The sequence below is a fragment of the Streptomyces spongiae genome (assembly GCF_009377185.1).
GTDB lineage: Bacteria > Actinomycetota > Actinomycetes > Streptomycetales > Streptomycetaceae > Streptomyces > Streptomyces spongiae.
The window spans coordinates 1-26,261 of the sequence record NZ_VJZC01000046.1 but is presented as its reverse complement, the minus strand read 5'-3'; the positions used below and the strand labels follow the sequence as shown (position 1 = coordinate 26,261).

Genomic DNA, 26,261 nt, shown 5'->3' with positions numbered 1-26,261 from the left:
GCTGTCACCGTGAGGCCAATGGCAGGCCCTGGCACGGTGCACCCGGAACAAGCACACAACGCGCCCCCAATGCGCCCTCACTGAGCCCCCAAGCCTCTCAATGAGCCCCCTTCAACGGGCTCACAGGGAGCTCGAAAAGAAAACATCCGATGCCCATCCACGGACGAATCGAGGACCGGACATGATCACTGTATTCACCAACTACCGCACCGGCGATACCGACAAGGCCGCCGCACTGGTCGACGGTGCTCTGAGGCGGGAGTTCGGGGAGGACCGGGCTTTCCGTGACCACCGTTCGATGTCTCCGGGCGTCGACTTCCCGCCGGTGATCAAGCAGAACCTGAGGAAGAGCGATGTGCTGCTGGTGCTCATCGGCAGCGAATGGCTGACGCTCAAGGACAGTGCGACCGGTCGCCCCCGCATCGAAGCGGAAGAGGACTGGGTGCGCACCGAGATCGAGTGGGCGCTCGACTGGGGCCTGATCGTCATCCCCGTGACGGTCGACGGGGCCCGGCTGCCGACCGCCGACGAACTGCCCGAGGAGATCAGGGAACTCGCCCGGCGCCAGAGGGCCTTCCTGCGCACGTCCCACGAACACATCGACATCCCGGTCCTCATCGACGCGATCCGTGAGGGGACCGCCCGGGCGGCCGACCCGAAGCACCAGGACGACGCCCCGGCGGCCGACAGGATCACGAACAAGATCAAGAGCGTGAAGAGGACCGCGTTCACCATCGGTGGCGGTAACGCCCACTACCACGAGGGTTCCGACCGGAAGGAACGCAAGTGAGCACGGCGAGCGACCCCCGCGCCGACAGCGGCGCCCCGGAACCCGACTCCGGCACCTCGTACGAGAGCCACCCCGAGAGCGACCCCGCCGAAGCCCCCGGACCGGAGGTCCTGGACACCGGGCCCGAGGTCCTGGACACCGGCAAGTCCGCGCCGACGCCCGACGGCGAGCCCGAGAACCCGCCCGGGAACACGGAGGACGGCGACGCCGGAAACCGGAGCGAGGCCAAGGACTCGGCGATATCCGCCGAGTCCGCCGCCGAGCCCTCCGCCGAGGCGTCCTCGTCCCGCCGCGAACGGCGGGACGACGGCGGTGACGTCAACCGTTTCCACGAGTACGCCTCCGCCGTGTACGAGACCGACCTGAAGCGGGCGAGCCGCAGCGCGGTCTCGGTCGGCGGCACCTCCATCTACCTGGAACGGCTCGTCGCCGGCGCGGACTCCCGCGCCGAGATCCAGACGCTGACCTGCGACGCCCGGGACCTGGACCGGCTCGTGAACCTCCATCAGAAGGTCCCGCAGCAGGACTGGATGGAAGGCGGCCTGCACACGAACCACCTCGTCGCGCTGTTCGGGCAGCGGGGCAGCGGGCGCCACACCACCGGCCTCTTCCTCCTGCGCCAGAGATGCCCTGAGGGGAGCGTCAAGATCCTGCACAGCGAGGGGCCGGGGCTCGCACAGGCGCTGACCGAGTGCGCCGACACCCTCCTCACCCGCGGAGACGGCTTCCTCGTCGACCTGGGTGCGGACACGCTCAGGCAGGCCACCCTGGACGCCCTGGGCAGGCACGCCCGGGAACGCGGGGCGTACATCGTGCTGATCGGCGAACCCGTGCCGGCCGACCTGGACGAGCTGCGGCCGTACGCCTTCACGCACGACAAGCCCAAGCTGCGGGACGTGCTGCGTGCGCACCTGGACGCGGCGCTCGGTGCGCACGCAGCCGAGTGCCCGGAGGAAGGCGGCTGTTCGCCCCGCCGGATCCAGGCCTTCGCACGGCGGGTGCAGAGCGACACGGGCGTGGACCGTGTGCTCGACGTCGCCCAGTCGGTCCGTTCCGTCGTGGACTTCGCCGGGCTGCTGGCCGAGCACGTGCACACGCCGGAGGACGAGTTCGACGAGGTCTTCCGTGAGTGGCGCGACCGGCTGAGGCGACTGGCCAAACGGTTCCTCCAGGTGCCCGACCCGGGAACGTCCACAGCCGTGCTCGACCCGCACCGCCAGGCACTGCGCATCGCCTACGTCCTCTTCCACGGGCATCCGCTCTCCGACGTCTTCCAGGCGGCAGCGCTGCTCAGCGCGGAGGTACGGCGCCTCGAGAACGGTGAACCGACGCCGGCGAGCCACGTCTTCGAGCGGGACCTCGACCGGCTGATCCCTCCCGAGCTGGGCATCACCGCCGCCGCGGGCGGCGCAATCCACGACAACCCCCGACGGGCCAGGCTCGTGGACGAGGAGCTGATGCCCGCCGTCGTCGAGGTCGTGTGGCACGGCTTCGGCAGCCTCCGGCAGCCGCTGCGGGAGTGGCTGACGGTGCTCGTCCGCGACCGCCTGGAGCGTGTGCGGGTACGGGCGGCGCAGATCGCCGGCATCCTGCTCAGCCACGACTTCGACAGCGTCTACCGGGACCTGATCCAGAAGTGGGCCGCGCAGGGTTCGGCGGAGTACCGGCAGTGCGCGGTACTGGCACTGGAGATGGCCGCCGACGACCCGAGCCTGGCACCGCGGGTGAGGAACCAGGTCAACAGCTGGTCCCGCAGTCCCAAGTGGCGGCTCCAGGACAGCGCGGCCAGGGCCTACGGCACGTCGGTGGGCGCCCAGGACGTGGGACACGCCCTGTGGTCCCTGCACGAACTGGGCAGCAGGCAGGAGCTCTCCTTCAGCGCGTCCATCGCCTTCTCGGCCTCCCTGCTGTTCCTCGCCGGCGACGCCGAGCCGGTCACCGAGGCGCTGGACGGGTGGGTCCACGCGGACAACGACCACCTGCACCGGCACGCCGTCCGCGTCCTGCTCGTCCTCGGCCGGTACTCCGCCGCGTCCGAGCTGCGGTCCCGGCCCGTGCTCGCGCATCTGGCGATGACGGACCCCGCCCGCGAGGACACGCTCCTGCTGCTCTGGCAGCGTGCTCTGACCGGCAAGGAGAACTCCGAGCGGGCCTGGGAACTGCTGCGGCAGTGGCTGCTGGCCGCGGACTCGGACAACGAGCTGGCCGGCTTCCTCGAGCGGTTCGTACCGCGGGTCTGCACCCGTCAGCTGAGGTCCCGGGCCCGTTTCCGCCTCTCCATGTGGGCGCGCAGCCACCCCGGCTCCGCCTGCGTCCGCCACGTCCTGCGCTCACTCGGCCCGGCCGCGGCGAACACCCGGCAGCCGTGAACACCCGGCAGCCGTGAGTCCCGACGGACACCGGCCCGACGGCACACATCCATCTCCATCACCCACACGATCGACAGGAGAGACAACCATGCGACGACGCCCCAAAGGACTGTTCGCCACGCTGCGCGACTGGTGGCGCTCGAAGTACGCCGGCACGACCGACCAGGACGGGGAGGCCGCCGGTCCCGGCGGGGACGGCGGCGACGGCTCCTCCGCGCTCCCGGCGGCAAGGAAGGAGGTGACCCTGCAACTGCCTCCGCAGGACACGGCTGTCGAAGTGGCGGCCCGCGGCGACGTGTTCGCGTTCCAGGTCCACCCCGCCTTCCAGTGGAGCAGCAACGCGATGACGCTCGACGTGCTGCGCGAGCGTGCCGCCGTGCACGAGGGCACCGCGCGTGAGGAGCTCCTCGCGCGGGCCTGGTCCGCCACGCGCGAGTGCGATCCGGCCGACCCGGTCGCCGCCGAGCGTGCGATCACCGCCAAGCTGGCCGACGGTTGGTGCTACGACGACGACAAGGGCCGTATCCGCTGCTCCCCGTCGGTCCGCGTCCGGGTCGACCCTGCCCTGCGTGAGCACGTACTGCCGTACCACCTCGCCGAGTTGACGCTCCGCGAGGAGGGCCGGCTGGGACGGCTCAAGGCGGAGCAGGTGGAGTCGCTCACCGAGACCTGGCTGCGGGTGATCAAGGACCTGGAGCAGCTGGAGCAGCTCGACGCGACCCAGCGACGCCTGCTCGTGCCGTTCGCCGCGGCCCTCGCCGACCAGGACTTCCGCAAGGTGATGGAGGCCCTGCGAAACCTCCGGCACTCGGGGACCCACGCGCTGGCGAAGGTGCTGGAGGACGCGACGCACAACCACGAGCGGGTCGGCATGTTCGAGTACGCCAACGCCTACGACAAGGCGCTCGGCGCGTTCTGCCGCGAGATGGGGCTCAGCCCGTTCTCCTGGGTCGACAACGCGGTCGCGGTCGAAGGGCCGGCCTCGTGAACGCGTCCAGCGCGGCCGACGGGCGTCGTCGGGCCTCCCGGACGGCCGTCGGTCTCTGCGCCCTCCTCGCGCTGACGGGCTCCCTCACCACCTCCTGCGCCCCGTCGGCCGAGTACGACCCCGCGGCCGCCTGCGTCTGGATGGCCGAGATGCCCACCGAGGCGGCCCGGCACGGGCAGACCGCGATCCTCGTCGACTCCTCGGCCTCCGTGCGCGGCACAAAGCCCTCCGCGGAGGGCGTGGACTACACGGACGCGATCAGTCCTCTCCTCGCCAAGATGATCGAGCGGGGGGACACCGTGTCGGTGGGCACGTTCGGAGGTAACTCCGGGAAGGTCACCTGGACCGCCCGGAAGCAATCGGCCGCGTGGAAGGCGAGCGACCCCAACCCGGGCAACCAGCAGGAGAACCGGGACGCCGCCGCGGAATGCCTCACCGGTCACGTCGCCGAGGCCGAGAGCAAGCTCCCAGCCCACGGCGGGACCGACGTGCTGGCGGCGATGGCGGCCGGGGCGGCGGGCCTCGGCGACGCCGACGGCCGGGAACGGCGTCTGCTGGTCCTCACCGACGGTCTGTCCACCACCGGCTGCGCGGATCTGCGCGAGGCGGGCTTCCGCGACGAGCCGGAGATCAAGGCCATCGCCAGGGTGTGCGACGCCCGAGAGGAGATACCGGCCCTGCGCGAGGTGGACGTCACGTTCGTCGGGCTCGCCCAGTCGGCCACCGACACGCCCGCCGCCAAACCCGCCCAGCGCAACTGGCTGGCCGAGCTGTGGACCACCCTGTGCGAGGAAGGGGGCGGCTCCTGCACGGTCCAGGACACACCGGTCGACACGGCCGCCGCACCGAGCGGCAAGGACCCCGCCCCGGCCGAACCGGTGGTCCGCTACGGCGAGGACGGCGTCCGGACGTACTCGCTGCCCGGAGCGGCCCTGTTCGACACCAACTCCTCGAGGGTGCGCCCCAAGGCCGTACCGATGCTCACCGACATCGCCGTCAGCGCCCGCACCCTCGACCTCGACCGTGTCGTGGTCAAGGGATACGTGGATCCGCGCGGCACCTCCGGCAACAACAAGCAGCTGTCCCAGGCCCGCGCGGACGCCGTACGGGACGTACTGGTCGACCTCGGTGTCTCCCCGGTCGAGGCGGAAGGCGAGGGCCTGGCACGGGACTGCCCGGAGGAATCCGGTTCGGCGGGCACGTCCGACGAGGAGCGCCTCCAGTGCCGGCGCCGCGTCGACATCGAGATCATCGAGAAGTGAGGTGAGGGCACAACCATGGACGTGAACGGCAGCAACGGTTCGCCGCGGGCGGCCCGTTACCAGTCGCCCAAGCCCTGCCCCGGGCCCACTCTCCCTCTCCTCACCCCGGACGGCCGGCGGCCGGTCACACGGCCCGCGGACCCGACGGACAACCGCGAACAGGCCGTCCTGATGCGGGCCTTCGCGCAGGCCAACACCGACCTGGCCAAGGCCCAGGAGGCCCTCGGGGAGAAGGGGACACAGGCCGTCGGCACGTTCCAGGACGCGCTGACGGCGATCGACGCGGTGGAACGCTTCGAAGTCGGCCGGTCGGCCCGGCAGGCGCAGCGGGAGGTCGGCGTCGTGCGTACCCGGCACGCCGACGACGGGCCCGAGAGCCTACGGCGTCCACCGCGGCTCTGGCGGTTCCTGCTGTGGCCGACGATCCTGGCCGGCGTCGGGTTCGACACCGTCTTCGTCGGCACGATCATGCAGCGGTTCTTCCGCCTCGCGCCGGGCGAGATCAGCTACAAACTCGCCTACCTGCCCGCGTTCGGAGTGGCCGTGACGCTGCTCGCCGCAGGCACGCTGCTCGCCGAGGCGGTCTTCCGCCTGCGCGTTCGCGCCGACCGCCGCACGGAACGCGTGCGGCGCGGGCCGCGGGCGGCATGGAAGTACTGGATCTGGCCGCGCCCCACCCGCACCGAGAGCCGCAGGCCGAACGACCTGCCCTGGGCCAACCTGACCGTACCGGTGCTGTTCACCGTGCTGCTCTTCGTCGGACTCGGCACGATCGCCCGCATCAGGGCGGCCGACGGAGCGCAGGGGTCCAAGACCCTCGTCCAGGCCCAGGACATGGTGGTCATCCTGATTCTGGTGCTCAGCGCCGCGACGGTCATCGTCAAGATCCTCGCGCACAACCCCTACGCGGACCGGGAGAAGGAGGCGAAGACCGGGCTGGAGGCCGCCGACAAGCGGCTCCGCACCCTCGTGGCGGAGGCGAGGAAGGCGCTCGTACAGCACAGCACCGCCTGGCACCGGCTGCGCGCCGCCGCCGAACAGACATCGGCCGACGCGTACCGGGTCGTGGACGACGCCTGCGTCCGCATCATCGAGGAGCGGGCGGAGAGCGGGACCGCGGGCTCGTTCGACCTGCCGCTGCGGGACCACACCTGGCCGGTCAAGCAGGAGCGCAACGGACCGGCGACACCGCGGCTCCGCCTGGAGGTCCTGGAGCACGTCTACACCCTGCTCGAGCGGTACGCCCCGCACGCCCTGGAGAACTGGCTGGAGGAAATCGCCGAGCGCCTGAACGCCCAGTTCACGCTGCCGGACACCGAACCGGTCGCCGTGACGCCGGCGGAGCCGGCTGACGCTAAGCCGCCTGAGCCCGACGCGGCGGACACAGCGGCCGACGCAGAAGAGGCGGAGGCCGAAGCGACGGACACCAATGCGCCCGACACCAATGCGCCCGACACCGAAGAGCCCGGCACCAAGGGGCCCGACCCCGAGGAGCCCGGCACCGATCCGCCCGACACCAAGGGGCCCGACCGCGACGATCCCTCAGCGAGGAGGACCTGAAGCACCCGGGTTGAGCGGCCGTGCCGTCCAGGGCCGTCGTCCACGGCCCGGGCGGCCCCCGCCGTCCTCGGCCGTCCAGGGAAGGAGAATGCCGTCCCCCCGGGTCCGCGGCACCAGGTGGACATGAAGGTGCGGCACCGTCTGGGTGGCGGCGGCGCCTCGCGAGGTGATGACGTTGCAGTCGCCGACCTCCGCGGCCAGTTCGGCGGTGCACCGCATCGTCGCCGCGGACACGGACGGATCGGCCGCGATGTCCGGGACGTGCGTCTTCGGCAGGACGAGCACATGCCCCGCGGTAACACCCCCGCCCCGGGGCACGATCGCCAGCGCGTCCACCCACTCGCGCAGCACCCGCGCCGGCGCGGTGCCCTCCACGATGCGGCAGAACGGGCAGTCGGTGCCGACCGGTCTGCCGGAGAGGGACAGGTTCTCCCGCCCGTGACGGTCCTCGACGTGCTGGGCCATGATTCCTCCGTCTGCCGATCGCCTCACACCGCAAGGCAACCGTACGGAGCCCGCGGGCGCCGTGCCGACACCGAGACGCTTGAGTCTCCAGCGGCTGGAAGGTCCAGGATCTCGCCCATGGACGACGAACGCCCCGACCTGCTCACCATCGGCCGGCTCGCGCACCGCACCGGACTTCCGGTGCGTACCCTGCGCTTCTGGTCGGACGAGGGAGCGGTGCCGCCCGTGGCCCGCTCCGCGAGCGGCTATCGACTGTACGACGCCGAGTCCGTGGCCCGCGTCGAGCTGGTCCGCACCCTGCGGGAGCTGGGCCTCGGGCTCGACGACGTGTGCCGGGTGCTGAGCGGGCGGACCACGATCGCCGAGATCGCCGACGCGCACGTGGCCGCGCTCGACGCACAGATCCGCTCGCTCAAGGTGAGCCGGGCCGTCCTGTCCACCGTGGCGACACGTGGTTCCACCGCTGAGGAGACAGCACTGATGAACCGGTTGGCGCGGCTCTCCGCCGCCGAACGCAAGCAGATCATCGACGAGTTCAAGGAGGAGGTGTTCGGCGGTCTCGACGTCGAGCCGCACCTGCGCGACCGTATGCGCGCCTTCCGCATCGAACTGCCCGACGATCCCACACCTGAGCAGGTCGACGCCTGGATCGAACTGGCCGAACTGGTGCGGGACCCCGGCTTTCGCGCCCGGTTGCGCACATGGATGGAGCTCAACACGCCCGTACCGGGGCAGGGCCGTCCCCCCGGGGCATCCATCTGGTGGGCCAGGCAGGTCGTGCAGACCATCGCGGAGGTCACCGAGCGCGGGGTCGCCCCCGAGGGACCGGAGGCGGCCGCAACACTGTCCGGGCTGTTCGGCGACACCGACCGGGCCGCCGTGCTGCGCAGCCTGGAGGCAGGGATCGAGGCAGGGGCGGAGCGCTACCGCAGGCTCGTCGCCCGCGTGCGCGGGCAGAATTCGTCGCCCGACGCGACCGAGGAGCTGGAGTGGCTGGCGCGGGCCCTGCGCGCCGCAGATCAGACCTGACCGGCCGTACAACCACCTGACGGCCCCCAGTGGCCGCCACCCTCCTGACGGTGATCGCCGGGCGTGGGCCCCGTTCCCCTACGGGAGCGGTAGTGGCTCTCAGGGGTGCCTGCGGTCAACCCTGTTGCCACCGAGCCGCCCTCAGGTGCTCGCCATGATGCGTTCCAAGGAGCGTCGGCCCAGCCGGCTCATGGGCGGGTTGCTTTCGACGTAGTACCAGACCAGCCCCATCGCTTGAGCGAAGGCCCACGCCTTGCCGCGCTCCCATTCGAGGTCGTCGCTACCCAGGTGATCACGGAGGACCTGCCGCGGCCCGGCATCGAGCAGATGCCACGCGCTCACGAGATCCAGAGAGGGATCGGCCGGGCCGAAGCCGCCGACGTCGAGAATTCCCGCCAGGCGGCCGGCGGACACGAGCACGTTGCCAGGAATCAGGTCACCGTGGGTCATTGCGTCGACGGCTGTGGCGCGCGGCAGCTCGCGCAGCGTTGCCCAGAGGTCGCGAAGCCAGGGAACGTCCAGGAGGTGCTCGCTGCGCTCGAAGCAGGTCTCCATCCACGCGTCGTGGGATCGCAGGTCGCCTCCCCGCCCTGTGCCGGCGAAGGCGCGACCACGCGTGTCGATCGCCCGCAGGTCGCCTATGAGTTCGGCCAAGTCGCGGGCGAACGCGACCGATCCACCTGGGTCGTCAGCGTCGGCCACGACCCCGGGCAGCCACGTCTGCACCGACCACGGAAGCGGGTAACCTGCCCCGGGTTCGCCCAGCGCGACCGGCTCGGGCGTGGGGAAACGCGTGCGGCCCGCCAACTCGCGAGCCGCGGCGACTTCGGATTCCAGTTGGCGCCGCGTCGACTCGACGTCCGCGGACTCGAGAGGGAGTCGAGCCGTGAACCGGTCGCCGATGCGGAAGATGGCGTTGACCGTGCCCTGCGAGGCGATGCTCCGGACGGGCAGGCTCCGCCACTCGGGGAACTGCTGATCCACCAGGACGCGCACCGTCTCAGGTGACACCGTCAGCTGGTTGGCGTGCATCTTCATGGCGGCAGCATTCGCGTCACGATCTTCGACTGCAACCCGTTTTTCGCACCGGCCGAACTCCGGCACTGAAAAGGGCGAGGCCCGAAGACCCCGCCCGCTACCAGTGAAACCCCAGGTCAGGGCCAGACCAGGCAATAGGGCTGATGCCCCGCCTCGTGCAGCCGGTGCGAGAAGTCCTGCCATTCGTGCAGCGAATGGGAGGGGCGGGGTGTTGACCTGGGGTTTCTTGGTGACATGTGGACTGACCTGCGGAAACAACTCTCGGTAGTTCTCACTGGTCGACGCCGTTTCCCGGGCTCATGTGCCCTGGATGTGCCCTGGGCGCTCACTCGTGGGCTGGGCCGGGCTGGGGAGCCGGAGCGGCTGAGCTGACCCGGCGGAGGCGCCGAAGCCTCCGGCGCTGGCCTTCCTCAAGTGCCTCGGCGGAGGGTCCGCCTACGACACCCGCTTCAGGAGTGGGATCGAATCCTTGCCGGGTGGTACTTGACCGTGCCGTGTGGCTCTGTTCTGCAGGGCTCGCGTTCGACCGGCCGGACTCACGGCTGGATCCGTTTCAGCAGCCAGGAGGTGACAGCGCGGGCGGCTCCGGAGACGCTGATCCTGCGTATCCCATCAGCTGCTTGGTGATGTGCATCGTCCTGCCCTCGGTTCTGCCGGCACGTGGCTGCCGGACCCACCGCAGGGGAGGGGCACCGTCCGCGACTTGTGTGACCGGCGCGGGCGATGCCCCTCCCCTTGCCGCCCGGTCAGCTGCGGCGGTGTCCCAAGGGCTGGGCGGTGCCGGCGGCCTGGGCGTTCTCGGCGGAGGCGTCCGGGTTGCCGTGCTGTGCCACGTCGGCGGTCCGCGCCGCGCCGGTGCTGGTCTGCTGCTTGGGGCGGCGCAGCAGGACGACCGCGCAAGCCGCGGCTATCAGGGCCAGGACGGCTGCCACGATGAGGCACAGGCGCATGCCGTCGAGGAGGGAGTCACCCAGGGCGCCGTAGACCTGGTTGGCCGTGGAGCCGAGGTTCATCCCGGCGACCGCGCCCAGGCCGCCCTCCTTCGCCGTGGCGACGATGGTGTGGGCCTGGGTTCCGGTCACGCCGGCGTCGGCGAGGTGGCCGGGCAGGCTGTCCACGGCGCGCGTGGACAGCAGGGCGCCCAGGACGGCCGGGCCGAGCGCGCCGCCGACCTGACGGAAGGCGTTGTTGGCGGCCGAGGCCATGCCCGCCAGGTGGTGCGGCACTGCGGCCACCGCGGTGGCCGTCATCGGCGTGGTGACCAGGCCCATGCCCAGGCCCAGCACGATCAGGCGCCAGGCGATGGAGCCGTAGGAGGTGGCGGCGTCGATGTTCGTCAGGGCCAGCAGGGAGGCGGCGCTCAGCAGCAGTCCGGTGGTGATCATGAGGCGGGCGGAGACGCGGTGCATCAGTCGTCCGGCCGGGGCTCCGGCCACGATCGCGGCGACCGGGACCAGCAGCAGCCGCGCGCCCGCCTCCAGCGTGTCGAGCTGCTGCACCATGCCGAAGTACAGGCTGAGGACGAAGAAGAAGCCGATCAGCCCGAGAAAGGTGATCAGGGCGACCAGGGCGGTGGCGGTGAAGGCCGCGCTGCGGAACACCGCCAGGTCCAGCATCGGGCTGTCGCTGCGCTTCTCCGCCACGACGAACGCGATCAGCGCGACGACGCCCAGCGCCAGGGCGGCGATCACCTTGGTGGCGGTGAAGGAGTCGGCGCCGCCCTCGATCACGCCGTAGACCAGGGCGGTGACGGCGACGGCCGCGGTGATCTGGCCGGGCCAGTCGAGCTTGCGTCCTCCCCCACTCTCGGCTCCGCTCGAGCGGGGGGACCCCCATGGGGCGCGCGAGTCGGTGAGCAGCGGGGCGGCGACGGCCATCGCGACCAGCGCGAGGGGGACGGACAGCAGGTAGATCCAGCGCCAGGAGAAGTGGTCGAGGATGACGCCGGCGATGACCGGGCCGACGGCCAGGGCCGCGAGCATGGCCATGGCCCACATGCCGATGAACTTCCCGCGCTCGCGGAAGTCGGGCACCGCGTGGCTGATCAGCGCCAGCGTGGTGGGCAGCAGCGCGGCCGAGCCCAGACCGGCCAGGGCCTGACCGGCCCACAGCATCTGGATGTTCTGCGCACACAGGGCGACCGCCGCCCCGGCGGCACAGCAGAACAGGCCCGCCTGGAAGACCTTCTTGCGGCCGTGGACGTCACCGAAGACGCCGGCGGTCATGATGAACGCGGCCATGGGCAGGACGAACGCGTCCTGGACCCAGGAGAGTTGGGCGGTCGAGGTGTGCAGTGCCCGCTGGATCGCGGGCAGACTGACGGCGACCGTGGTGATCGGCAGGTAGGCGACGAACACGCCGAGGCAGGCCATGACGATGGTGGCCGCTCGCCGGTCGGTCGGCCTGATCGCCGTTGTGGTGGCGTTCACGGAAATTCCGCTTTCTCCCGTGCGGTGTGGTGTGCCGCGGTCGGTTGGGTGGGGCAGGGGTTGGTTCACGGGGGCTGCCGTGCCGGGGGCGGGCAGCCCTGACCTGCGGGATGTTGCCGGTGGCGTCCCGCAGGCGTCGGTAGGTGGGGTTCTCCGCGGCTTACGCGGCCGGTCCGGACCCGGCCCGGTACGCGGCCAGGTGGTCGTGGAGCTCGGCGCGCGAACGGACGCGTTTGACGGGGGCCTTGGCGACGGTGGCCCGGATGCGCTTGACCGGGTCGCCGGGATTGCCCCAGACGACGTCGACCTGCGTGCCGATCTCGGAGTCGGCGACGTTCAGTACGGCCAGGGAGAGCATCTTGCGGAAGTAGTAGCTGTAGCCGCGCGAGGTGGCCGTGCCGACGAGGACGCCGTCGCGCTCCACTCGGTCCATCCACAGGTGGCCGCGCAGGTCGCGGGGCATGTCCATGAAGGTGTGGTGCGGGCCGTCGCCGTACAGCGAGCGGTGCACGTCAAGGACGTCGTCGCTGTTCCACACCAGGGTGCGCAGCACCCGCGCGGGCTCGGCCAGCCGCTCCTTGAGGACGGCATCGCCGAGGAAGGTGTGGTCGAAGCTGATCTGCCGGGTCCAGCCGAGCTCGACCGGGTCGCGGTAGTAGTCGCGCAGTGACTCGCCCTGGAAGCTGCCGGCGATGAACGCCCGCGGGATGTGCCAGGGCGAGCTGAGCAGGTGGGCCAGGAAGTCGGCCTGCTCGGGCTCGTACAGGGCAGGCAGGTAGTCCAGGTTCCGGGTGGGAACCGCGTTCTCCAGGTGGTTGAGGGGCGCGGCCCGGTTGCCCAAGCGCCGGATGCCGTACTTCTGCCCGGCCTGAACGACCGCGTCGTACACGGCTCCGCCGATCTCGCGCGGGCCCTGCAGCTCGAACCCGACCTCGCCGGCCATTCCCTGGCGCAGAGCCCAGACGCGGTGCCCGGCGAGGGTGGTGGGCAGCGCATGCATGTACGGGGTGTCCAGCAGCCGATTGTCGCCGGTCAGATCCAGCAGCAGCGGGATCGAGGCGGGGCCGGAGACCTGGTACACGAACCAGTCCTCGTTCTCGGCGGTGGCCTTGAAGTCGCCCTGCTCCAGGTTGTACCGGGCCCAGTCGCCGCCCGGTCCGTGGAAGACGTAGTCCTCCTCGTCCAGCCGGGTCAGGATGCCCTCGCTCATGACATGGCCGTGCGTGTTGGTCTGCACGACGTGCTTGGAGCCGCCCGCCGGGAACCTTCTGAAGGAGTTGACCGAGATCCCCGAGAACAGCTCGAGCACGCCGGGACCGCGGAAGCGGGTCTGCGGCAGGAACGACCAGTCACCGATGTAGCAGGTCTGCTTCCACGACAGGCTCTCGTCGAGCCAATCGGTGTACTCCGGCTGCCCGAAGAGTTTGGCGAGGATGTCGAACTGGGGTGTCGAGCGGAAGGCGTCGACGGTGAAGTGCACGGGGACGGATGCCTCTCTGATGATCAGGCGCTGCTCGTGTGTCGTGGTGCGGTCGGCTCGTCGGCACAGCGCCGCTTCATGGCCCGGAGCACCCGGGGGATGCGAGGAGGACACTCCGGGCCGGTCAGGGAGCGGCAGCGACACCCCGCCGGACAGCCGACCGGCAGACGCCCGTAAGCACAGCCGCCGGCACCGGAGCCACGTCACCGACAACCCGCTGGATACGGGAGGCACCGGTGCGCGACGCCGCCTGGTGGGGTCGTCCCACACCCGTCGTGGCCAGGTGCATCAGCAGGACGAACGTGCCGAGGCAGACCACCGCCGGTGCCAACCGCGTGCTCATGGGAGTCACGTCCTTTCCTTAAGGACACGCCCCAGCATCCGCCTCGCCGCCTCCGACCATGAACTTTGCAGCCCGAGATGAACAAAATCCTCCACCATGGTTCCGCTAGATGGCAGACTCCCCCTGTGAACGATGATGTGGACAGGAAAATCCTCCACGCACTCCAATGTGCACCCCGCGCCCCGTTCCGGCGCATCGGCGAGGTGACGGGCGTGTCGGAGCAGACCGCTGCCCGCCGCTACCACGCTCTGCGCCGCAGCGGGGTGATGCGGGTGATCGGCCTGGTCAACCCTGCGGTGTACGGGCAGGCCCATTGGGTGGCCCGCATTCGTTCCCGCCCCGATCGGGTCGGGCCCCTGGCGGACTCCCTGGCCAAGCGGCCGGACATCGCCTACGCCAACCTCGCCTCCGGCGGCTCGGAAATCATCTGCATGATCCGCTCCCCCGTCGAGGCTCACCGCGACGACGTCCTGCTGCGCCAGTTGCCGCGCTCGGCCTCCGTCCTCGACGTCAGCATCGACCTGCTGCTGCACCCCTTCGGCGAGACCGGCACCAGTGAATGGACCGGCTACGGCGCCGGCCTCACCCCCGACCAGGTGCGCCGGCTCACCGGCGACCGGCCACCCACCCCCGCGGGGCCGCCGCGGCCCCCTACGGACGAGGACACCCCGCTGCTGGACGCCCTCGCCGAGGACGGCCGCACCACCCACACCCGCCTCGCCGAGCTCACCGGCTGGTCCAACGCGCGCGTCGCCCGTCGCCTGGAAGCCCTGGAGACTTCCGGCACGCTCTTCTACGACGTGGAACTATTGCCCGAGCGCCTGGGTCACACCCTCAACGCCACCCTCTGGCTGCGCGTCGCCCCCGCCCGCCTCAAACAGGCGGGCGAGGAACTCGCCCGGCACGCCGAGGTCGCCTTCGCCGGCGCCATCAGCGGCCGGCACAACCTGATGGTCAGCGTCATCTGCCGCGACGCCGAGGACTTCTACCGCTACCTCACCACCCACGTCGCCGCCATCGACGGCATCGACGCCTACGAGGTCAGCATCCGCGTCCGCCGTCTGAAACAGGCCGCCTCACTCATCTACCACGGCCGCCTCGTACATCCGACGCCCGTGTAGGAGCCGTCTGTTCCCGCTCACCGGGCACGGCCACGCCGGACCAACGGCCGCTCACCGGCGTTCGGCGGAACTGCGGGCAGTATCGAGGTCGAAGGGCCGGCAAGGGTGAGGCAGGACCAGGGAGGGCCAGTGCGGGAGCACCAGCAGCGACAGATCACCGACGAGCAGCGCCACGATGTGACGTTGATCTGGAACTACCACCAGATGGGACACGAGCTGCGCCCCTGCTCGGCGGCGATCGGCCTGGGCAGCCACGACCTGGGCGTGGCCACCACGGCCGCCGACCTCTACCGCGCCGGCCTCTTCCCCGTCGTGGTGTTCAGCGGCGGCAACAGCCCCACGACCCTCGCCCGCTTCCCGCGCGGCGAGGCCATCCACTACCGCGAGCATGCGCTGGGCCTGGGTGTGCCGGACGAGACGATCCTGGTCGAGTCGAAGGCGGAGAAACCGGCCAGAACATCACACTCTCCCGAGAACTGCTGGCCGAGTCAGGTGTGGAGGTGGAGTCGCTGCTGCTGATCTCCAAGCCGTACATGGAAAGCCGCTCGTACGCGACCTGCCGAAAGCTGTGGCCCGAGGCCGAAGTCGCATACCCCGCCGAGCAAGCGGGCGGAGAAGTCGTGCGCGGATCCCTTGAGATGAGTTCCCGTGCCGTCATCGAGCTCGGTTGGCGCGCACCTGGCCGCTGCACCGTCGGGTAGTGGCCCGAAGTGGGTCTGTGTCATGCCCAGGGGTTGCCACACGTGGCTGTCTGCCAGCGCGTCGAGGCTCCGACCGGAGAGGTATTCGGCGAGGTAGCCGAGGATGAGTGCGGCGCGGTCGGTGTACTCCACGGCCTCGCCGGGTGGCCGGTGCAGTGCTTCACGGAGGACGCCGTCGCGGATGTCCTGGGGATCGGAGCCGTAGAGGTTCCGGAGGTTGGCCCGGAGGGGGACGTCGGCGGTGTGCGTCAGTAGGTGCCGTGCAGTCACCTTGGCCAGCGGATGGCCGCTCACCTCGGGCCAGAAGTCTCCAAGCTGCGTGTCGAGTTGGAGCTTGCCATCCTCGACGAGGCAGCCGATGGTCGACCACACGGCGAGGATCTTGGTCAGGCTGGCGATGTCGAAGACGGTGTCGCGTCGCATCGGTTCGCCGGGGCACTCGGGATCCAGCACCCCCACGGTGCCGCTGGCCGTGATTCCGAGGCTGTCGCCGATGGCCCAGACGGCGCCGGGGTAGCCTTGTCGCGGACGCCGTCGTGGAGGAGTTGCTGGATGCGGTCGGTGTCGAGGTCGAGCGCCATGGTCTCCCGATCGATCGTGGGCCGTGCCGTGGGGTGTCCCGGTGCTCAGCGTAGTGATGAGCCGGGCGCGGATCCCGTTGCGGCGTGGGTCGTCAGGCGAGCTGTTTGCCGAGGTCGTTCAAGGCCGCTGCTGTGGCGGTGAGGGGATAGCGGGCGGCGTTGGTGCGGCCTGCGGCCTGGAGGGCGGGCAGCAGGCCGGGGGTGCTGTGGAGCCGGTTGAGGTCCTGGGCGAGTGCGGCCGGGTTGGTGAAGTCGGTGGCCAGGCCGGTTGTGGCGAGGGTGTCGCTCAGGCCCGGGATGGGCTGGTAGACGACCGGCAGTCCGCACGCTTGGGCTTCGAGTGCGACCAGACCCATGGCTTCGAGGTGGTCGAGGGCATGAGGAGGGCGTCGTGATCGGCGAAGGTTCTCCACAGTTGTGGACGGCTGAACCAGCCGAGGGAGCGGACGTGGACCTTAAGACGTCATTTCAGTTGGTGTGATCTTGCGGCACTCTGGGGTGATGACTGCTGTGCTCGTCGAACGGTTGGCGCCGGAAGACCTGTGGGAGTTGTTCCAGCGGGTGGTCCCGCCGGCACCGGAACGCCCGCAGGGCGGAGGACACCGCCGACGAGGGGACCGCGAGGTGCTTGCCGCGATCATCTTCGTGGCTGCCTCGGGCTGCACTTGGAACCAACTGCCACCCGGATTCGGCCTGTCAGGCGTCACCGCCTTCCGCCGGTTCACCGAATGGACCGAGGCCCGGGTGTGGGCCAAGCTCCACCGCCTGGTCCTGGACGAACTCGGCTCCCACGGTGGGCTGGACTGGTCGCGCTGCGCGATCGACTCCGTCAGCGTCCGGGCCCTCAAAGGGGGCAGTTGACGGGACCGAATCCGACCGACCGCGGCAAAAAGGGATCGAAAATCCACCTCATCGTCGACCGCCACGGTCTGCCTCTGTCGATCGGCATCTCCGCCGCGAACCCCCACGACAGCCAGGCCCTCATCCCGCTGGTCCGCGGTATCCCACCCATCCGCTCACGCCGCGGCCCACGGCGCCGGCGGCCCGGCAAACTGCACGGAGACAAGGGCTACGACTACCGGCACCTACGGCGTTGGCTGTCTTCCCGCGGCATCCGGCACCGCCTTGCCCGCAAGGGCATCGAGTCATCCCAACGCCTGGGCAAACACCGCTGGGTCGTGGAACGGACCGTGTCCTGGCTGTCCGGCTGTCGACGTCTCCACCGCCGCTACGAGCGAAAGCCGGAACACTTTCTCGCCTTCACCGCCATCGCCGCGACCCTCATATGCCACCGCAGTCTCGCCAACTGAAATGACGCCTAAGGGCAACAAGATCCGGTCAGTTCCCTTGCCGGCTCAACTTGCCGCCGCCTTGAAGGCCCACATGAAGGAGTTCCCGCCCGTCGCCGTCACCCTGCCCTGGGCCAAGCCGGACGGCGAACCGAAGACCTTCCGCCTCCTCTTCGTCGACGAGAAGAGCCGGGCCTACAGGCGCAGCGTCATCAACATGGGCGCCTGGAAGCTCGCCCTGGCCGCCGCTGGCGTGATTCCTCCACGCGAGCGCGGTGCGAGGTATCTCCAGGCGGCCCCGGAAGACGGCATGCACGCCCTCCGGCACGCGTACGCCTCCGTACTCCTGGACGCGGGGGAGAGCATCAAGGCGCTCTCCGAGTACCTCGGTCACTCGGACCCGGGCTTCACGCTGCGGACATACACGCACCTGCTGCCGTCCAGCGAGACGCGCACCCGCAAGGCGATCGACGACGCCCTCACGGAAACCGAGGCGGAAGGCGACCCGACCGCCGCACAGGGCACATCAGCGCCCCCAGCGAAACCAATGTGCCCTCAATGTGCCCTGGCCGCCTGACGGCGCGCCTCCGGGACCCGAAAGGGCGAGGCCCGAAGACCTCGCCCGAAACCACCGAAACCCCAGGTCAGGGCCAGACCAGGCAATAGGGCTGATGCCCCGCCTCGTGCAGCCGGTGCGAGAAGTCCTGCCACTCGTGCAGCAGTTGGTACACGTTGAACGCGTCCCGCGGGCCGCCACGGTCCGGGACCGTCGACCAGATGAAGGCGGCCGCGCCGACGGCCTCCTCGCCGATGCCGCGCAGGGGGTCGACGACGGTCATGGGGAGCTTCACGACCGCGTAGTCGGGGTGGAGTACGACCAGTTCGAGCGGGGGCACCTTGTTCAGGGGTACGCCCTCGATGCCGGTCAGCACCATGGCGGCCATCGTCTCCGGCTTGATCTTGGTGAACATGCCGTTCATGCCGAGCTCGTCGCCGCCGAGTTCCTCCGGGCGCATCGAGATCGGGACGCGGGCAGCGGTCGCGCCGTCGGGGGCACCGAAGTACTTGTACGTCACCCCCACCCGACCACCGTTCCTGCTTCCTGCGCGCAGCCGATCGGCCACGTGGTCCGTCCGGTCCATTCGGGGTGTCCGAGGCGTGCCGGGCGTGCGGTTCGTCCTGCCGGTCTGATCCATGCGATCCATGCGACCCATCCGATCCATACGGTCCTTACCGTCCATACGGTCCGGTCGGTCGATTCGCTCAGCGCCCGTGCGCTGCGGAACGGAATCATCCTGGTGTGAACCAGTGGGGCCCAGCGGAAGCGTGGGGTCCAGCGAGCCCGCGGGCTCCGGTGGAACCGTGGGTCGCGGCGGTACCGTGGGGCCCTGTAGCCCAGGGGAACCCTGTAGTTCCGAGGAGCCCTGCAGGCCCGCGGGGTCCTGTGGTCCCGTGGGAGCGTGCGGACCACCCGTGGGGTCCTGGGGACCCGTCGAGCCCGTGGGGCCGACGGGGTTCTGTGGGCCCACGGGAGAAATGGGGCTCTGCGGACCCACCGGACCTGTCGGTCCGGGAGGAACCGGCGGAATCTGTCCACCCTGTGGAATCTGTCCACCCTGTGCCTGCCGTGCTTCGCCTCGTGCCTCGGTCGATTCCTCCGCTTCGCGCCGGTGCCTTCCCCGCCGGGCGCGCCGAGGACCGAGGTCATCGGTCCCCTCGCCCAGTCCGCCACCGCGATGCATATCTCCACCCGACTGCTGTTCTAGGACGCATGGCCCCCGCGCCGCGCAACCCGATCATCGTGTCATTGTGACCTCCCCCGAGGCCGCGCGCCGAAACGTGCGTTGAAACACCTGTCCGCGGGATCTTCGAAGCCTCTGACACCATGGCTAGCGTGACCTATCAGTACGAAGCCCCAGTCTCGCAGACTCTTTTCGAGCGTGCGTCGGCCGTCACGCCCGGAGGCGTGAACTCTCCCGTGCGCGCCTTCCGTGCCGTGGGCGGTACGCCCCGGTTCATGGTGTCCGGTACCGGTCCTTATCTGACGGATGCCGACGGACGTGAATATGTGGATCTTGTGTGTTCGTGGGGGCCCATGATCCTCGGGCACTCCCGTCCCGAGGTCATCGCCGCCGTTCAGGAGGCCGTCTCCCGCGGCACCTCCTTCGGTACGCCCGGTGAGGGCGAGGTCGCGCTCGCCGAGGAGATGGTCGCCCGCGTCGACCCGCTCGACCAGGTGCGGCTCGTCTCCAGCGGCACCGAGGCCACCATGTCCGCCATCCGGCTCGCCCGCGGGTTCACGGGCCGTACCAAGGTGATCAAGTTCGCCGGCTGTTACCACGGTCACGTCGACTCGCTGCTGGCGGCGGCGGGCAGTGGGGTCGCGACCTTCGCGCTGCCCGACACCCCGGGCGTCACCGGCGCGCAGGCCGGGGACACGATCGTGCTGCCGTACAACGACCTCGACGCCGTGCGGGAGGCATTCCTGGCCCACCCCGGCGAGGTCGCCTGCGTCATCACCGAGGCCTCGCCCGGCAACATGGGCGTCGTACCGCCGCTGCCCGGCTTCAACCAGGGCCTGAAGGACGTGTGCGCCGAGCACGGGGCGCTGTACATCTCGGACGAGGTCATGACCGGGTTCCGGACCAGCCGAGCCGGGTGGTACGGGATCGACGGGGTCCGGCCCGATCTCATGACCTTCGGGAAGGTCATGGGGGGTGGCTTCCCCGCCGCCGCCTTCGGGGGGCGCGCCGACGTCATGGCGCACCTCGCGCCCGCCGGGCCCGTCTACCAGGCCGGCACCCTCTCCGGGAACCCGGTCGCCACCGCCGCCGGGCTCGCCCAGCTGCGGCTGCTCGACGACGCCGCGTACGACACGGTCGACGCCGTCTCCGAGCGGATCCGGGCGCTCGTCACGGACGCCCTGAGTAAGGAGGGTGTCGCGCACACGCTGCAGAACGCCTCCAACATGTTCTCCGTCTTCTTCACCGACCGGCCGGTGCGGAACTACGAGGACGCCAAGGCGCAGGAGTCGTTCCGCTTCAACGCCTTCTTCCACTCGATGCTGGCGCAGGGCGTGTACCTGCCTCCGTCGTCGTTCGAGTCGTGGTTCGTGTCGACCGCCCACGACGAGCGGGCCGTCCAGCGCATCGCCGACGCCCTGCCCGCCGCCGCCCGCGCCGCCGCGGAGGCCACGGCATGAGCAGCGTGAACGGCACGGGCAACGGCAGTGGTAGCAGCGGTACGAGCAACGGTTCGGGCAGCGGAGACGTCACTGTCGTCCACGTCATGCGGCACGGCGAGGTCGCCAATCCCGACGGGATCCTGTACGGGCGGCTGCCCGGCTACCACCTCTCCGAGCTCGGGCGGCGCATGGCCGACCGGGTCGCCGAGCACCTGGCCCCGCGGGACGTCACACATGTCGTCGCCTCCCCGCTGGAGCGGGCGCAGGAGACCGCGACGCCGATCGCCAAGGCCCACGGGCTGGACCTCGCCACCGACGCCCGCCTCATCGAGGCGGACAACGTCTTCCAGGGCAAGACCTTCGGTGTCGGCGACGGAGCGCTGCGGCGGCCCGAGAACTGGAAGCACCTGGTCAACCCGTTCAAGCCGTCCTGGGGCGAGCCGTACATGGACCAGGTCACGCGGATGATGGGGGCCCTCGACGCGGCGAAGGACGCGGCGCGGGGGCACGAGGCCGTGCTGGTCAGCCACCAGCTGCCGATCTGGATCGTACGGTCGCACGTCGAGCGGCGGCGGCTGTGGCACGACCCGCGCAAGCGGCAGTGCACGCTCGCTTCGCTGACGACGTTCACGTACCGGGGCGACAAGATCGTGTCCGTGGGGTACACGGAGCCGGCGCGGGATCTGGTTCCGGCGCATCTCCTTGCAGGGGCTAAGCCGGTGAAGGGTAAAGACAAGGCTTTTGGGGCCTGATGTCGTAGGGCGACTGCGGGTTCGTAGTGGTTGCTCGCCCAGTTCCCCGCGCCCCTAAGAACCTGGGGCTTGCCCGGCATCTATAGGAACCCTCTCAGCCGTACGTCTCTCTCCCAGGCGTACGGCTCTTCGGTGTGCCTACGTGCGCCCCACCGGCGTACGCCCCGTCACAAAGCGTACTGACGCGGGCATCTGAGCGTATCTCCGCAAACTATCTTAAATATGTGCCAGATCGCCGGAACCCCCGCCTTTGTCGTGGCCTCTAAAACGGTGTCCTTCACCTGACCTGAGGAGGACGCCGCACGACGAAGGGGGAAGCGATGCGCGACATCAGCCGAAGGGGAATGGTCGGGCTCGGCGCCGGGGCCGCCGCAGCGCTGGCCCTGGCCGGTTGCGGTACCGCTCTGCAGGACGGGTCCAGTAGCGCGGGGGGTTCCAAGGGGCGCGGCACGGGTCGTAAGCGCGAGGCCAAACCGATCGGGGACGGGTCCACCGCGCACACCGGAAAGCAGCCCAGGCAGCCCGAGAAGCCGCGGCCGCTCGAGGCCGGTGAGACGCCGCCGCAGTTCGTGGTGTTCTCCTGGGACGGGGCGGGCGATGTCGGCAACGGTCTGTTCCCGCGGTTCCTGAAGGCCGCCGAGGACCACGACGCCCACATGACCTTCTTCCTCTCCGGGATCTATCTGCTGCCCGAGTCCAAGAAGCGCATGTACCTCCCGCCGAACAACGCGCCCGGCGCCTCCGACATCGGCTACCTCACGGACGAGCACATCAAGTCGACGCTGGGGCACATACGCCAGTCCTGGCTCGACGGGCACGAGATGGGCACCCACTTCAACGGCCACTTCTGCGGCGGCTCCGGCTCGGTCGCCAACTGGACGCCCAAGCAGTGGCGCAGTGAGATCGACCAGGCGAAGTCGTTCGTGAAGGAGTGGCGGACCAACACCGGCTGGACCGACGTCGAACCGCTGCCCTTCGACTACGACAAGGAACTCGTCGGCGCCCGCACACCGTGCCTGCTCGGCCAGGACAACCTGCTGCCGACGGCCCGCGAGTTCGGCTGGCGCTACGACTCCTCCTCGTCCGGCGGCCTCCAGGTCTGGCCGCGGAAGAAGCAGGGCATCTGGGACCTTCCGCTCCAGCAGATACCTTTCCCCGGGCGCGGCTTCGAGGTCCTCTCGATGGACTACAACATCATGTACAACCAGTCGCAGAACTCCACCAAGGCCCCGCCCGCCAACTACCCCGCCTGGCGCGAGCAGGCCACCGGCGCGTACGTCGCAGGGTTCCAGCGGGCGTACGAGACGAACCGGGCGCCCCTCTTCATCGGCAACCACTTCGAGGAGTGGAACGGCGGCATCTACATGGACGCCGTCGAGGAGGCCCTCAAGCACATCGCGCGGGAGAAGGAGAAGGGCGGGGACGTACGGCTCGTGTCCTTCCGGCAGTTCGTGGACTGGCTGGACGTGCAGAAGCCGGAGGTGCTCGCCAGGCTCCAGTCGCTCGGCGTGGGGCAGGAGCCGGCCGGTGGCTGGAAGGGCTTCCTCGCGGACGGCGGAAAGCATTCGGGGACCACCTGAAATGGGGTTTTCCACCCTTGAGGGGGGTGCGGAAGATTCCCGAAACGGGCATGCGAAACTTTTCACATGAGTGCCGCCAGCCGCCGTACGAGCCGCGCCGCCCTGTTCACCGCCGGGGCCGCCGCGCTGGTGCTCGCCGTCTCCGCGTGCAGTTCCGGGGGGACCTCGGGAGGCGGTGGTGGCACCGGCTTCATCACCAGCTCCGACGGCATCGCCACCGTGAAGAAGGGCGACCGGGCCGACGCCCCCGACCTGTCCGGCAAGACCATCGACGGCAAGCAGCTCGACGTCGCCTCCGCCTACAAGGGCAAGATCGTCGTCGTCAACGTGTGGGGCTCCTGGTGCTCGCCGTGCCGCGCCGAGGCCCCCAACCTCGTCAAGGTCGCAAAGGAGCTCGAAGGCCAGGGCGTGCGGTTCGTCGGCATCAACACGCGCGACACCAGCACCGGACCGGCACGGGCCTTCGAGGAGGCGTACAAGGTTGAGTACCCGAGCCTGTACGACCCGACCGGCAAGCTGATGCTCCGGTTCAAGAAGGGCACCCTCAACCCGCAGGCGATCCCCTCGACCCTCGTCATCGACCGGCAGGGCAAGGTCGCCGCGCGCTCCCTCCAGGCGCTCAGCGAGGCGAAGCTGCGCAAGCTGATCGATCCGGTCCTCGCGGAGAAGTGACCTCGTGCCCCTCGTCACCGCCACGGCCGACCTCGCCGCGTCCACCCACCTCGCCGCGCCCGCGGTCCTCGCCGCCTCGACCGACCCGAACCAGACCGTCTACAGCGGCGCCCTGCTGATCGCCCTGCCCATCGCCGTCCTCGGCGGTCTCGTCTCCTTCTTCTCACCCTGCGTGCTGCCGCTGGTGCCCGGCTACCTGTCGTACGTCACCGGCGTGAGCGGCACCGACCTGGCGGACGCGCGGCGCGGCCGGATGGTCGCCGGCGCCGGGCTGTTCGTGCTCGGGTTCACCGTGGTGTTCGTGTCCGGCGGGGCGCTGTTCGGGTACTTCGGGTCGACGCTGCAGGAGTACCAGGGCGTCCTGTCCAAGGTGCTGGGCGTGCTCATGGTCCTCATGGGTGTGTTCTTCATGGGGCTGATGCCCTGGCTCACCCAGCGGGAGTTCCGCTTCCACACCCGGCCCACCGCCGGGCTCGTCGGCGCGCCCCTGCTCGGCGCCCTCTTCGGCATCGGCTGGACGCCCTGCATCGGCCCGACCCTCGCCTCCGTCAACGCCCTCGCCATGGACCAGGCCAGTGCCGGTCGCGGGGCCCTGCTGACGGTGGCGTACTGTCTCGGCCTGGGCGTGCCCTTCGTCGTCGCCGCGGTCGGCTTCCGCAAGGCCCTCGGGGCCTTCGGCTGGGTCAAGCGGCACCACGTGTGGGTCATGCGCGTCGGCGGCGTCATGATGATCGCGACCGGCCTGCTCCTGCTGACCGGCGCCTGGGACCGCATCGTGCAGGAGATGCAGGTCTGGTCGAACGGCTTCACTGTGGGGATCTGATCCATGAGCAACACGGAGACCAAGGCCAAGGCCGCCGGCGACGGTCGGGCGGACGAGGACAACGACCTCAACGCCGCCGGCTCGCAGCTGTCCACCGCCCCCCAGGAGGACGCCCCCAACCTGCCCTCGCTGGGCGTCATCGGCTGGGCCCGCTGGTTCTGGCGGCAGCTGACCTCCATGCGGGTCGCCCTGTTGCTGCTGTTCATGCTGTCGCTCGCGGCCATCCCGGGCTCGCTCATCCCGCAGTCGGGACAGGACGAGACCAAGGTCGCCGACTTCATGGCCCGGCACGACACCCTGGGGCCGGTCTACGAGAAGCTCGGGCTGTTCCACGTGTACAGCTCGGTGTGGTTCTCGGCGATCTACATCCTGCTGTTCGTCTCGCTCATCGGCTGCATCGTGCCGCGCACCTGGCAGTTCGTGGGCCAGCTCAGGGGCCGACCGCCGGGGGCGCCGAGGCGGCTGAACCGGCTGCCCGCGTACACGACCTGGCGTACCGAGGCCGAGCCGGAGCAGGTCCGGGAGATCGCGCTGAAGGTGCTGAAGCAGCGCCGCTTCCGCTCCCACGTCACGGGGGACGCCGTCGCCGCCGAGAAGGGCTACCTGCGGGAGGCGGGCAACCTCGCCTTCCACATCGCCCTGATCGTGATGCTCGTCGCGTTCGCCTGGGGCCAGCTCTTCAAGTCCGAGGGCAACAAGCTGATCGTCGAGGGTGACGGCTTCGCCAACACGCCGGTCCAGTACGACGACTTCAAGTCCGGCAACCTCTTCACGTACGACGACCTGGACCCCTTCAGCTTCGACCTGAAGTCCGCCAAGGCCACGTACGAGCGCACCGGGCCGAACCGGGGCACTCCGCGTACGTACGAGTCGCACATCACCTACAGCGTAGGCGCGGACGGCAAGGAGAAGTCGACCGTCATCAAGGTCAACGAGCCGCTGGTGGTCGGCGACTCGAAGGTTTACATGGTCAACTTCGGGTACGCGCCCGTCGTCACCGTCCGGGACGGCAAGGGCAAGGTCGTCTTCAAGGACGCGGTGCCGCTGCTGCCGCTCGACGGCAACCTCACCTCCTCCGGGGCGATCAAGGTCCTCGACGGCTACCGCGACGCCAAGGGGAAGAACGAGCAGCTCGGCTTCAACGCCTTCTTCGTGCCGACGTTCGCGGGCGCGGGCAAGGGCCAGATGCTCTCGCAGTTCCCGGCGCTGGACTTCCCCGTGCTCGCGCTGTCCGCGTACCACGGGGACCTGGGCGTCAACTCGGGCATCCCGCAGAACATCTACCAGCTCGACAAGACCAACCTGAAGGAGTTCAAGGACTCCAAGGGCAAGCTGCTGAAGAAGCGGCTGCTGCCCGGCGAGACCATGAAGCTGACCGGCGGCAACGGCTCGGTCACCTTCGACGGGATCAAGCCCTGGGCCCGCTTCCAGATCACCCAGCAGCCCGGCAGCGGCTGGGCCCTCACCGGCGCCATCGCCGCCATCGCCGGTCTCGCCGCCTCCCTCTTCATCCAGCGCCGCCGCGTGTGGGTACGGGCCGTGAGGGGCGCCGACGGCGTCACCGTCGTGGAAATGGCGGGCCTCGGCCGCAGCGAGTCCACGAAGCTCCCCGAGGAACTGGGGGATCTGGCGGCCAAGGTGCATGACGAGGCCCCGACCGCTGCGGACCGGGACGCGGACGCCGATGCGGTGACCGCCGACGGCTCGAAGCCCACCGCTGCGACGCCCCAGGGCAGCACCCCCGATCCGTCCGAGGAGCCCTCCGGCTCGTCCGACGCCGAGAACACCACCACCCCCTCCGACGC

21 protein-coding genes and 3 pseudogenes are annotated in these 26,261 nt (G+C 70.1%); 16 read left to right on the top strand and 8 right to left on the bottom strand.

All coding sequences use genetic code 11. From position 1 onward, the window contains the following. The first annotated feature begins 181 nt into the window (after window positions 1-181). From FNH08_RS10085 to FNH08_RS10065, 5 genes are all read left to right on the top strand, one after another. A complete protein-coding gene (locus tag FNH08_RS10085) occupies window positions 182-790 on the top strand; it encodes a toll/interleukin-1 receptor domain-containing protein (RefSeq protein WP_194238436.1) in 609 nt (202 codons plus the stop codon). Further along, window positions 787-3,159: an ICP22 family protein gene (locus FNH08_RS10080; protein WP_152771094.1), complete on the top strand. Its 2,373-nt coding sequence runs from the start codon at window positions 787-789 to the stop codon at window positions 3,157-3,159. Before FNH08_RS10085 ends, FNH08_RS10080 begins: the two co-directional genes overlap by 4 nt. An 88-nt stretch (window positions 3,160-3,247) precedes the next feature. After that, entirely contained in the window at window positions 3,248-4,147 is a 900-nt protein-coding gene (locus FNH08_RS10075; protein WP_152771093.1) for a hypothetical protein, read from the top strand. Beyond that, entirely contained in the window at window positions 4,144-5,409 is a 1,266-nt protein-coding gene (locus tag FNH08_RS53495) for an OmpA family protein (protein ID WP_152771092.1), read from the top strand. Before FNH08_RS10075 ends, FNH08_RS53495 begins: the two co-directional genes overlap by 4 nt. 15 nt (window positions 5,410-5,424) lie before the next feature. Beyond that, complete coding sequence (locus FNH08_RS10065) at window positions 5,425-6,969, top strand: hypothetical protein (protein ID WP_152771091.1); 1,545 nt, start codon at window positions 5,425-5,427, stop codon at window positions 6,967-6,969. On the opposite strand, the gene FNH08_RS10060 is transcribed toward FNH08_RS10065, so the two are convergent. After that, window positions 6,952-7,434: an HIT family protein gene (locus FNH08_RS10060; RefSeq protein WP_152771090.1), complete on the bottom strand. Its 483-nt coding sequence runs from the start codon at window positions 7,432-7,434 to the stop codon at window positions 6,952-6,954. The two genes, FNH08_RS10065 and FNH08_RS10060, sit on opposite strands and share 18 nt — an antisense overlap. A 117-nt stretch (window positions 7,435-7,551) precedes the next feature. Here FNH08_RS10060 and FNH08_RS10055 point away from each other — a divergent pair, with 117 nt between their 5' ends. After that, window positions 7,552-8,463, top strand: coding sequence for a helix-turn-helix domain-containing protein (locus FNH08_RS10055; protein WP_152771089.1), 912 nt, complete (start codon window positions 7,552-7,554; stop codon window positions 8,461-8,463). Between the two features lie 141 nt (window positions 8,464-8,604). Here FNH08_RS10055 and FNH08_RS10050 read toward each other — a convergent pair whose 3' ends face one another. The 4 genes from FNH08_RS10050 to FNH08_RS10035 all read right to left on the bottom strand — a co-directional run bounded on the left by FNH08_RS10050 (window position 8,605) and on the right by FNH08_RS10035 (window position 13,753). Further along, window positions 8,605-9,501 carry an aminoglycoside phosphotransferase family protein gene (locus tag FNH08_RS10050; RefSeq protein WP_152771088.1) on the bottom strand — a complete coding sequence of 299 codons (897 nt, stop codon included), beginning with the start codon at window positions 9,499-9,501 and terminating at the stop codon, window positions 8,605-8,607. Between the two features lie 746 nt (window positions 9,502-10,247). After that, the gene (locus FNH08_RS10045; protein ID WP_407704349.1) at window positions 10,248-11,930 is read right to left on the bottom strand and encodes an MFS transporter; all 1,683 of its coding nucleotides are present in this window, start codon (window positions 11,928-11,930) and stop codon (window positions 10,248-10,250) included. Window positions 11,931-12,090: 160 nt separating this feature from the next. Next, window positions 12,091-13,410, bottom strand: a complete 1,320-nt coding sequence (locus FNH08_RS10040) for a hypothetical protein (protein WP_322724148.1) — start codon at window positions 13,408-13,410, stop codon at window positions 12,091-12,093. Window positions 13,411-13,534: 124 nt separating this feature from the next. Then, a complete protein-coding gene (locus FNH08_RS10035; protein ID WP_152771087.1) occupies window positions 13,535-13,753 on the bottom strand; it encodes a hypothetical protein in 219 nt (72 codons plus the stop codon). 125 nt (window positions 13,754-13,878) lie between these two features. Here FNH08_RS10035 and FNH08_RS10030 point away from each other — a divergent pair, with 125 nt between their 5' ends. Beyond that, entirely contained in the window at window positions 13,879-14,874 is a 996-nt protein-coding gene (locus FNH08_RS10030; protein ID WP_322724147.1) for an Lrp/AsnC family transcriptional regulator, read from the top strand. A 204-nt stretch (window positions 14,875-15,078) separates the two neighbouring features. Further along, window positions 15,079-15,476, top strand: a pseudogene (locus FNH08_RS50680) (YdcF family protein); the annotation flags it as partial. On the opposite strand, the gene FNH08_RS10020 reads toward FNH08_RS50680, so the two are convergent. Both FNH08_RS10020 and FNH08_RS10015 read right to left on the bottom strand, forming a co-directional pair. Further along, on the bottom strand, window positions 15,363-16,052 hold the full coding sequence (locus FNH08_RS10020; RefSeq protein ID WP_407704350.1) for a serine hydrolase domain-containing protein: 690 nt from the start codon (window positions 16,050-16,052) through the stop codon (window positions 15,363-15,365). The pseudogene FNH08_RS50680 and the gene FNH08_RS10020 overlap by 114 nt on opposite strands. Window positions 16,053-16,248: 196 nt before the next feature. Then, window positions 16,249-16,610, bottom strand: a pseudogene (locus FNH08_RS10015) (glycosyltransferase); the annotation flags it as partial. 47 nt (window positions 16,611-16,657) lie between these two features. Between FNH08_RS10015 and FNH08_RS10010 the strand changes: the two are divergent. Further along, window positions 16,658-17,466, top strand: a protein-coding gene (locus tag FNH08_RS10010; protein WP_152771085.1) for an IS5 family transposase whose coding sequence is annotated in 2 segments (ribosomal slippage) — window positions 16,658-17,005 and window positions 17,008-17,466 — 807 coding nt in all. Because the reading frame shifts where the segments join, the coding sequence is not laid out codon by codon here. Then, window positions 17,459-18,022 (top strand): annotated as a pseudogene (locus FNH08_RS10005) (tyrosine-type recombinase/integrase); the annotation flags it as partial. The gene FNH08_RS10010 and the pseudogene FNH08_RS10005, both read left to right, overlap by 8 nt. Before the next feature lie 67 nt (window positions 18,023-18,089). Here the strand turns inward: FNH08_RS10005 and FNH08_RS10000 are convergent. Further along, window positions 18,090-18,527, bottom strand: a complete 438-nt coding sequence (locus FNH08_RS10000; protein ID WP_019061278.1) for a hypothetical protein — start codon at window positions 18,525-18,527, stop codon at window positions 18,090-18,092. Window positions 18,528-19,330: 803 nt separating this feature from the next. Here FNH08_RS10000 and hemL point away from each other — a divergent pair. From hemL to resB, 6 genes are all read left to right on the top strand, one after another. Then, window positions 19,331-20,647: a glutamate-1-semialdehyde 2,1-aminomutase gene (gene hemL, locus FNH08_RS09995; protein WP_152771083.1), complete on the top strand. Its 1,317-nt coding sequence runs from the start codon at window positions 19,331-19,333 to the stop codon at window positions 20,645-20,647. An 86-nt stretch (window positions 20,648-20,733) separates the two neighbouring features. After that, window positions 20,734-21,381, top strand: a complete 648-nt coding sequence (locus FNH08_RS09990) for a histidine phosphatase family protein (RefSeq protein WP_152771102.1) — start codon at window positions 20,734-20,736, stop codon at window positions 21,379-21,381. A gap of 320 nt (window positions 21,382-21,701) precedes the next feature. Beyond that, window positions 21,702-22,961 (top strand): polysaccharide deacetylase family protein, encoded by a 1,260-nt coding sequence (locus FNH08_RS09985; protein ID WP_152771082.1) that lies wholly within the window; start codon window positions 21,702-21,704, stop codon window positions 22,959-22,961. A gap of 66 nt (window positions 22,962-23,027) precedes the next feature. Further along, window positions 23,028-23,633 (top strand): TlpA family protein disulfide reductase, encoded by a 606-nt coding sequence (locus tag FNH08_RS09980; protein ID WP_152771081.1) that lies wholly within the window; start codon window positions 23,028-23,030, stop codon window positions 23,631-23,633. 4 nt (window positions 23,634-23,637) lie between these two features. Further along, window positions 23,638-24,456 (top strand): cytochrome c biogenesis CcdA family protein, encoded by an 819-nt coding sequence (locus FNH08_RS09975; protein ID WP_407704348.1) that lies wholly within the window; start codon window positions 23,638-23,640, stop codon window positions 24,454-24,456. Window positions 24,457-24,459: 3 nt separating this feature from the next. Beyond that, window positions 24,460-26,261 (top strand): cytochrome c biogenesis protein ResB (gene resB / locus FNH08_RS09970; protein ID WP_152771080.1); only part of this gene is annotated, 1,802 nt, incomplete at its 3' end.

Coding starts and splice junctions, on each gene's coding strand:
- FNH08_RS10085 (WP_194238436.1), top strand. CDS start 182: ATGATCACTGTATTCACCAACTACCGCACCGGCGATACCGACAAGGCC.
- FNH08_RS10075 (WP_152771093.1), top strand. CDS start 3,248: ATGCGACGACGCCCCAAAGGACTGTTCGCCACGCTGCGCGACTGGTGG.
- FNH08_RS10065 (WP_152771091.1), top strand. CDS start 5,425: ATGGACGTGAACGGCAGCAACGGTTCGCCGCGGGCGGCCCGTTACCAG.
- FNH08_RS10060 (WP_152771090.1), bottom strand. CDS start 7,434: ATGGCCCAGCACGTCGAGGACCGTCACGGGCGGGAGAACCTGTCCCTC.
- FNH08_RS10055 (WP_152771089.1), top strand. CDS start 7,552: ATGGACGACGAACGCCCCGACCTGCTCACCATCGGCCGGCTCGCGCAC.
- FNH08_RS10050 (WP_152771088.1), bottom strand. CDS start 9,501: ATGAAGATGCACGCCAACCAGCTGACGGTGTCACCTGAGACGGTGCGC.
- FNH08_RS10035 (WP_152771087.1), bottom strand. CDS start 13,753: ATGAGCACGCGGTTGGCACCGGCGGTGGTCTGCCTCGGCACGTTCGTC.
- hemL (WP_152771083.1), top strand. CDS start 19,331: ATGGCTAGCGTGACCTATCAGTACGAAGCCCCAGTCTCGCAGACTCTT.
- FNH08_RS09990 (WP_152771102.1), top strand. CDS start 20,734: ATGCGGCACGGCGAGGTCGCCAATCCCGACGGGATCCTGTACGGGCGG.
- FNH08_RS09985 (WP_152771082.1), top strand. CDS start 21,702: ATGCGCGACATCAGCCGAAGGGGAATGGTCGGGCTCGGCGCCGGGGCC.
- FNH08_RS09980 (WP_152771081.1), top strand. CDS start 23,028: ATGAGTGCCGCCAGCCGCCGTACGAGCCGCGCCGCCCTGTTCACCGCC.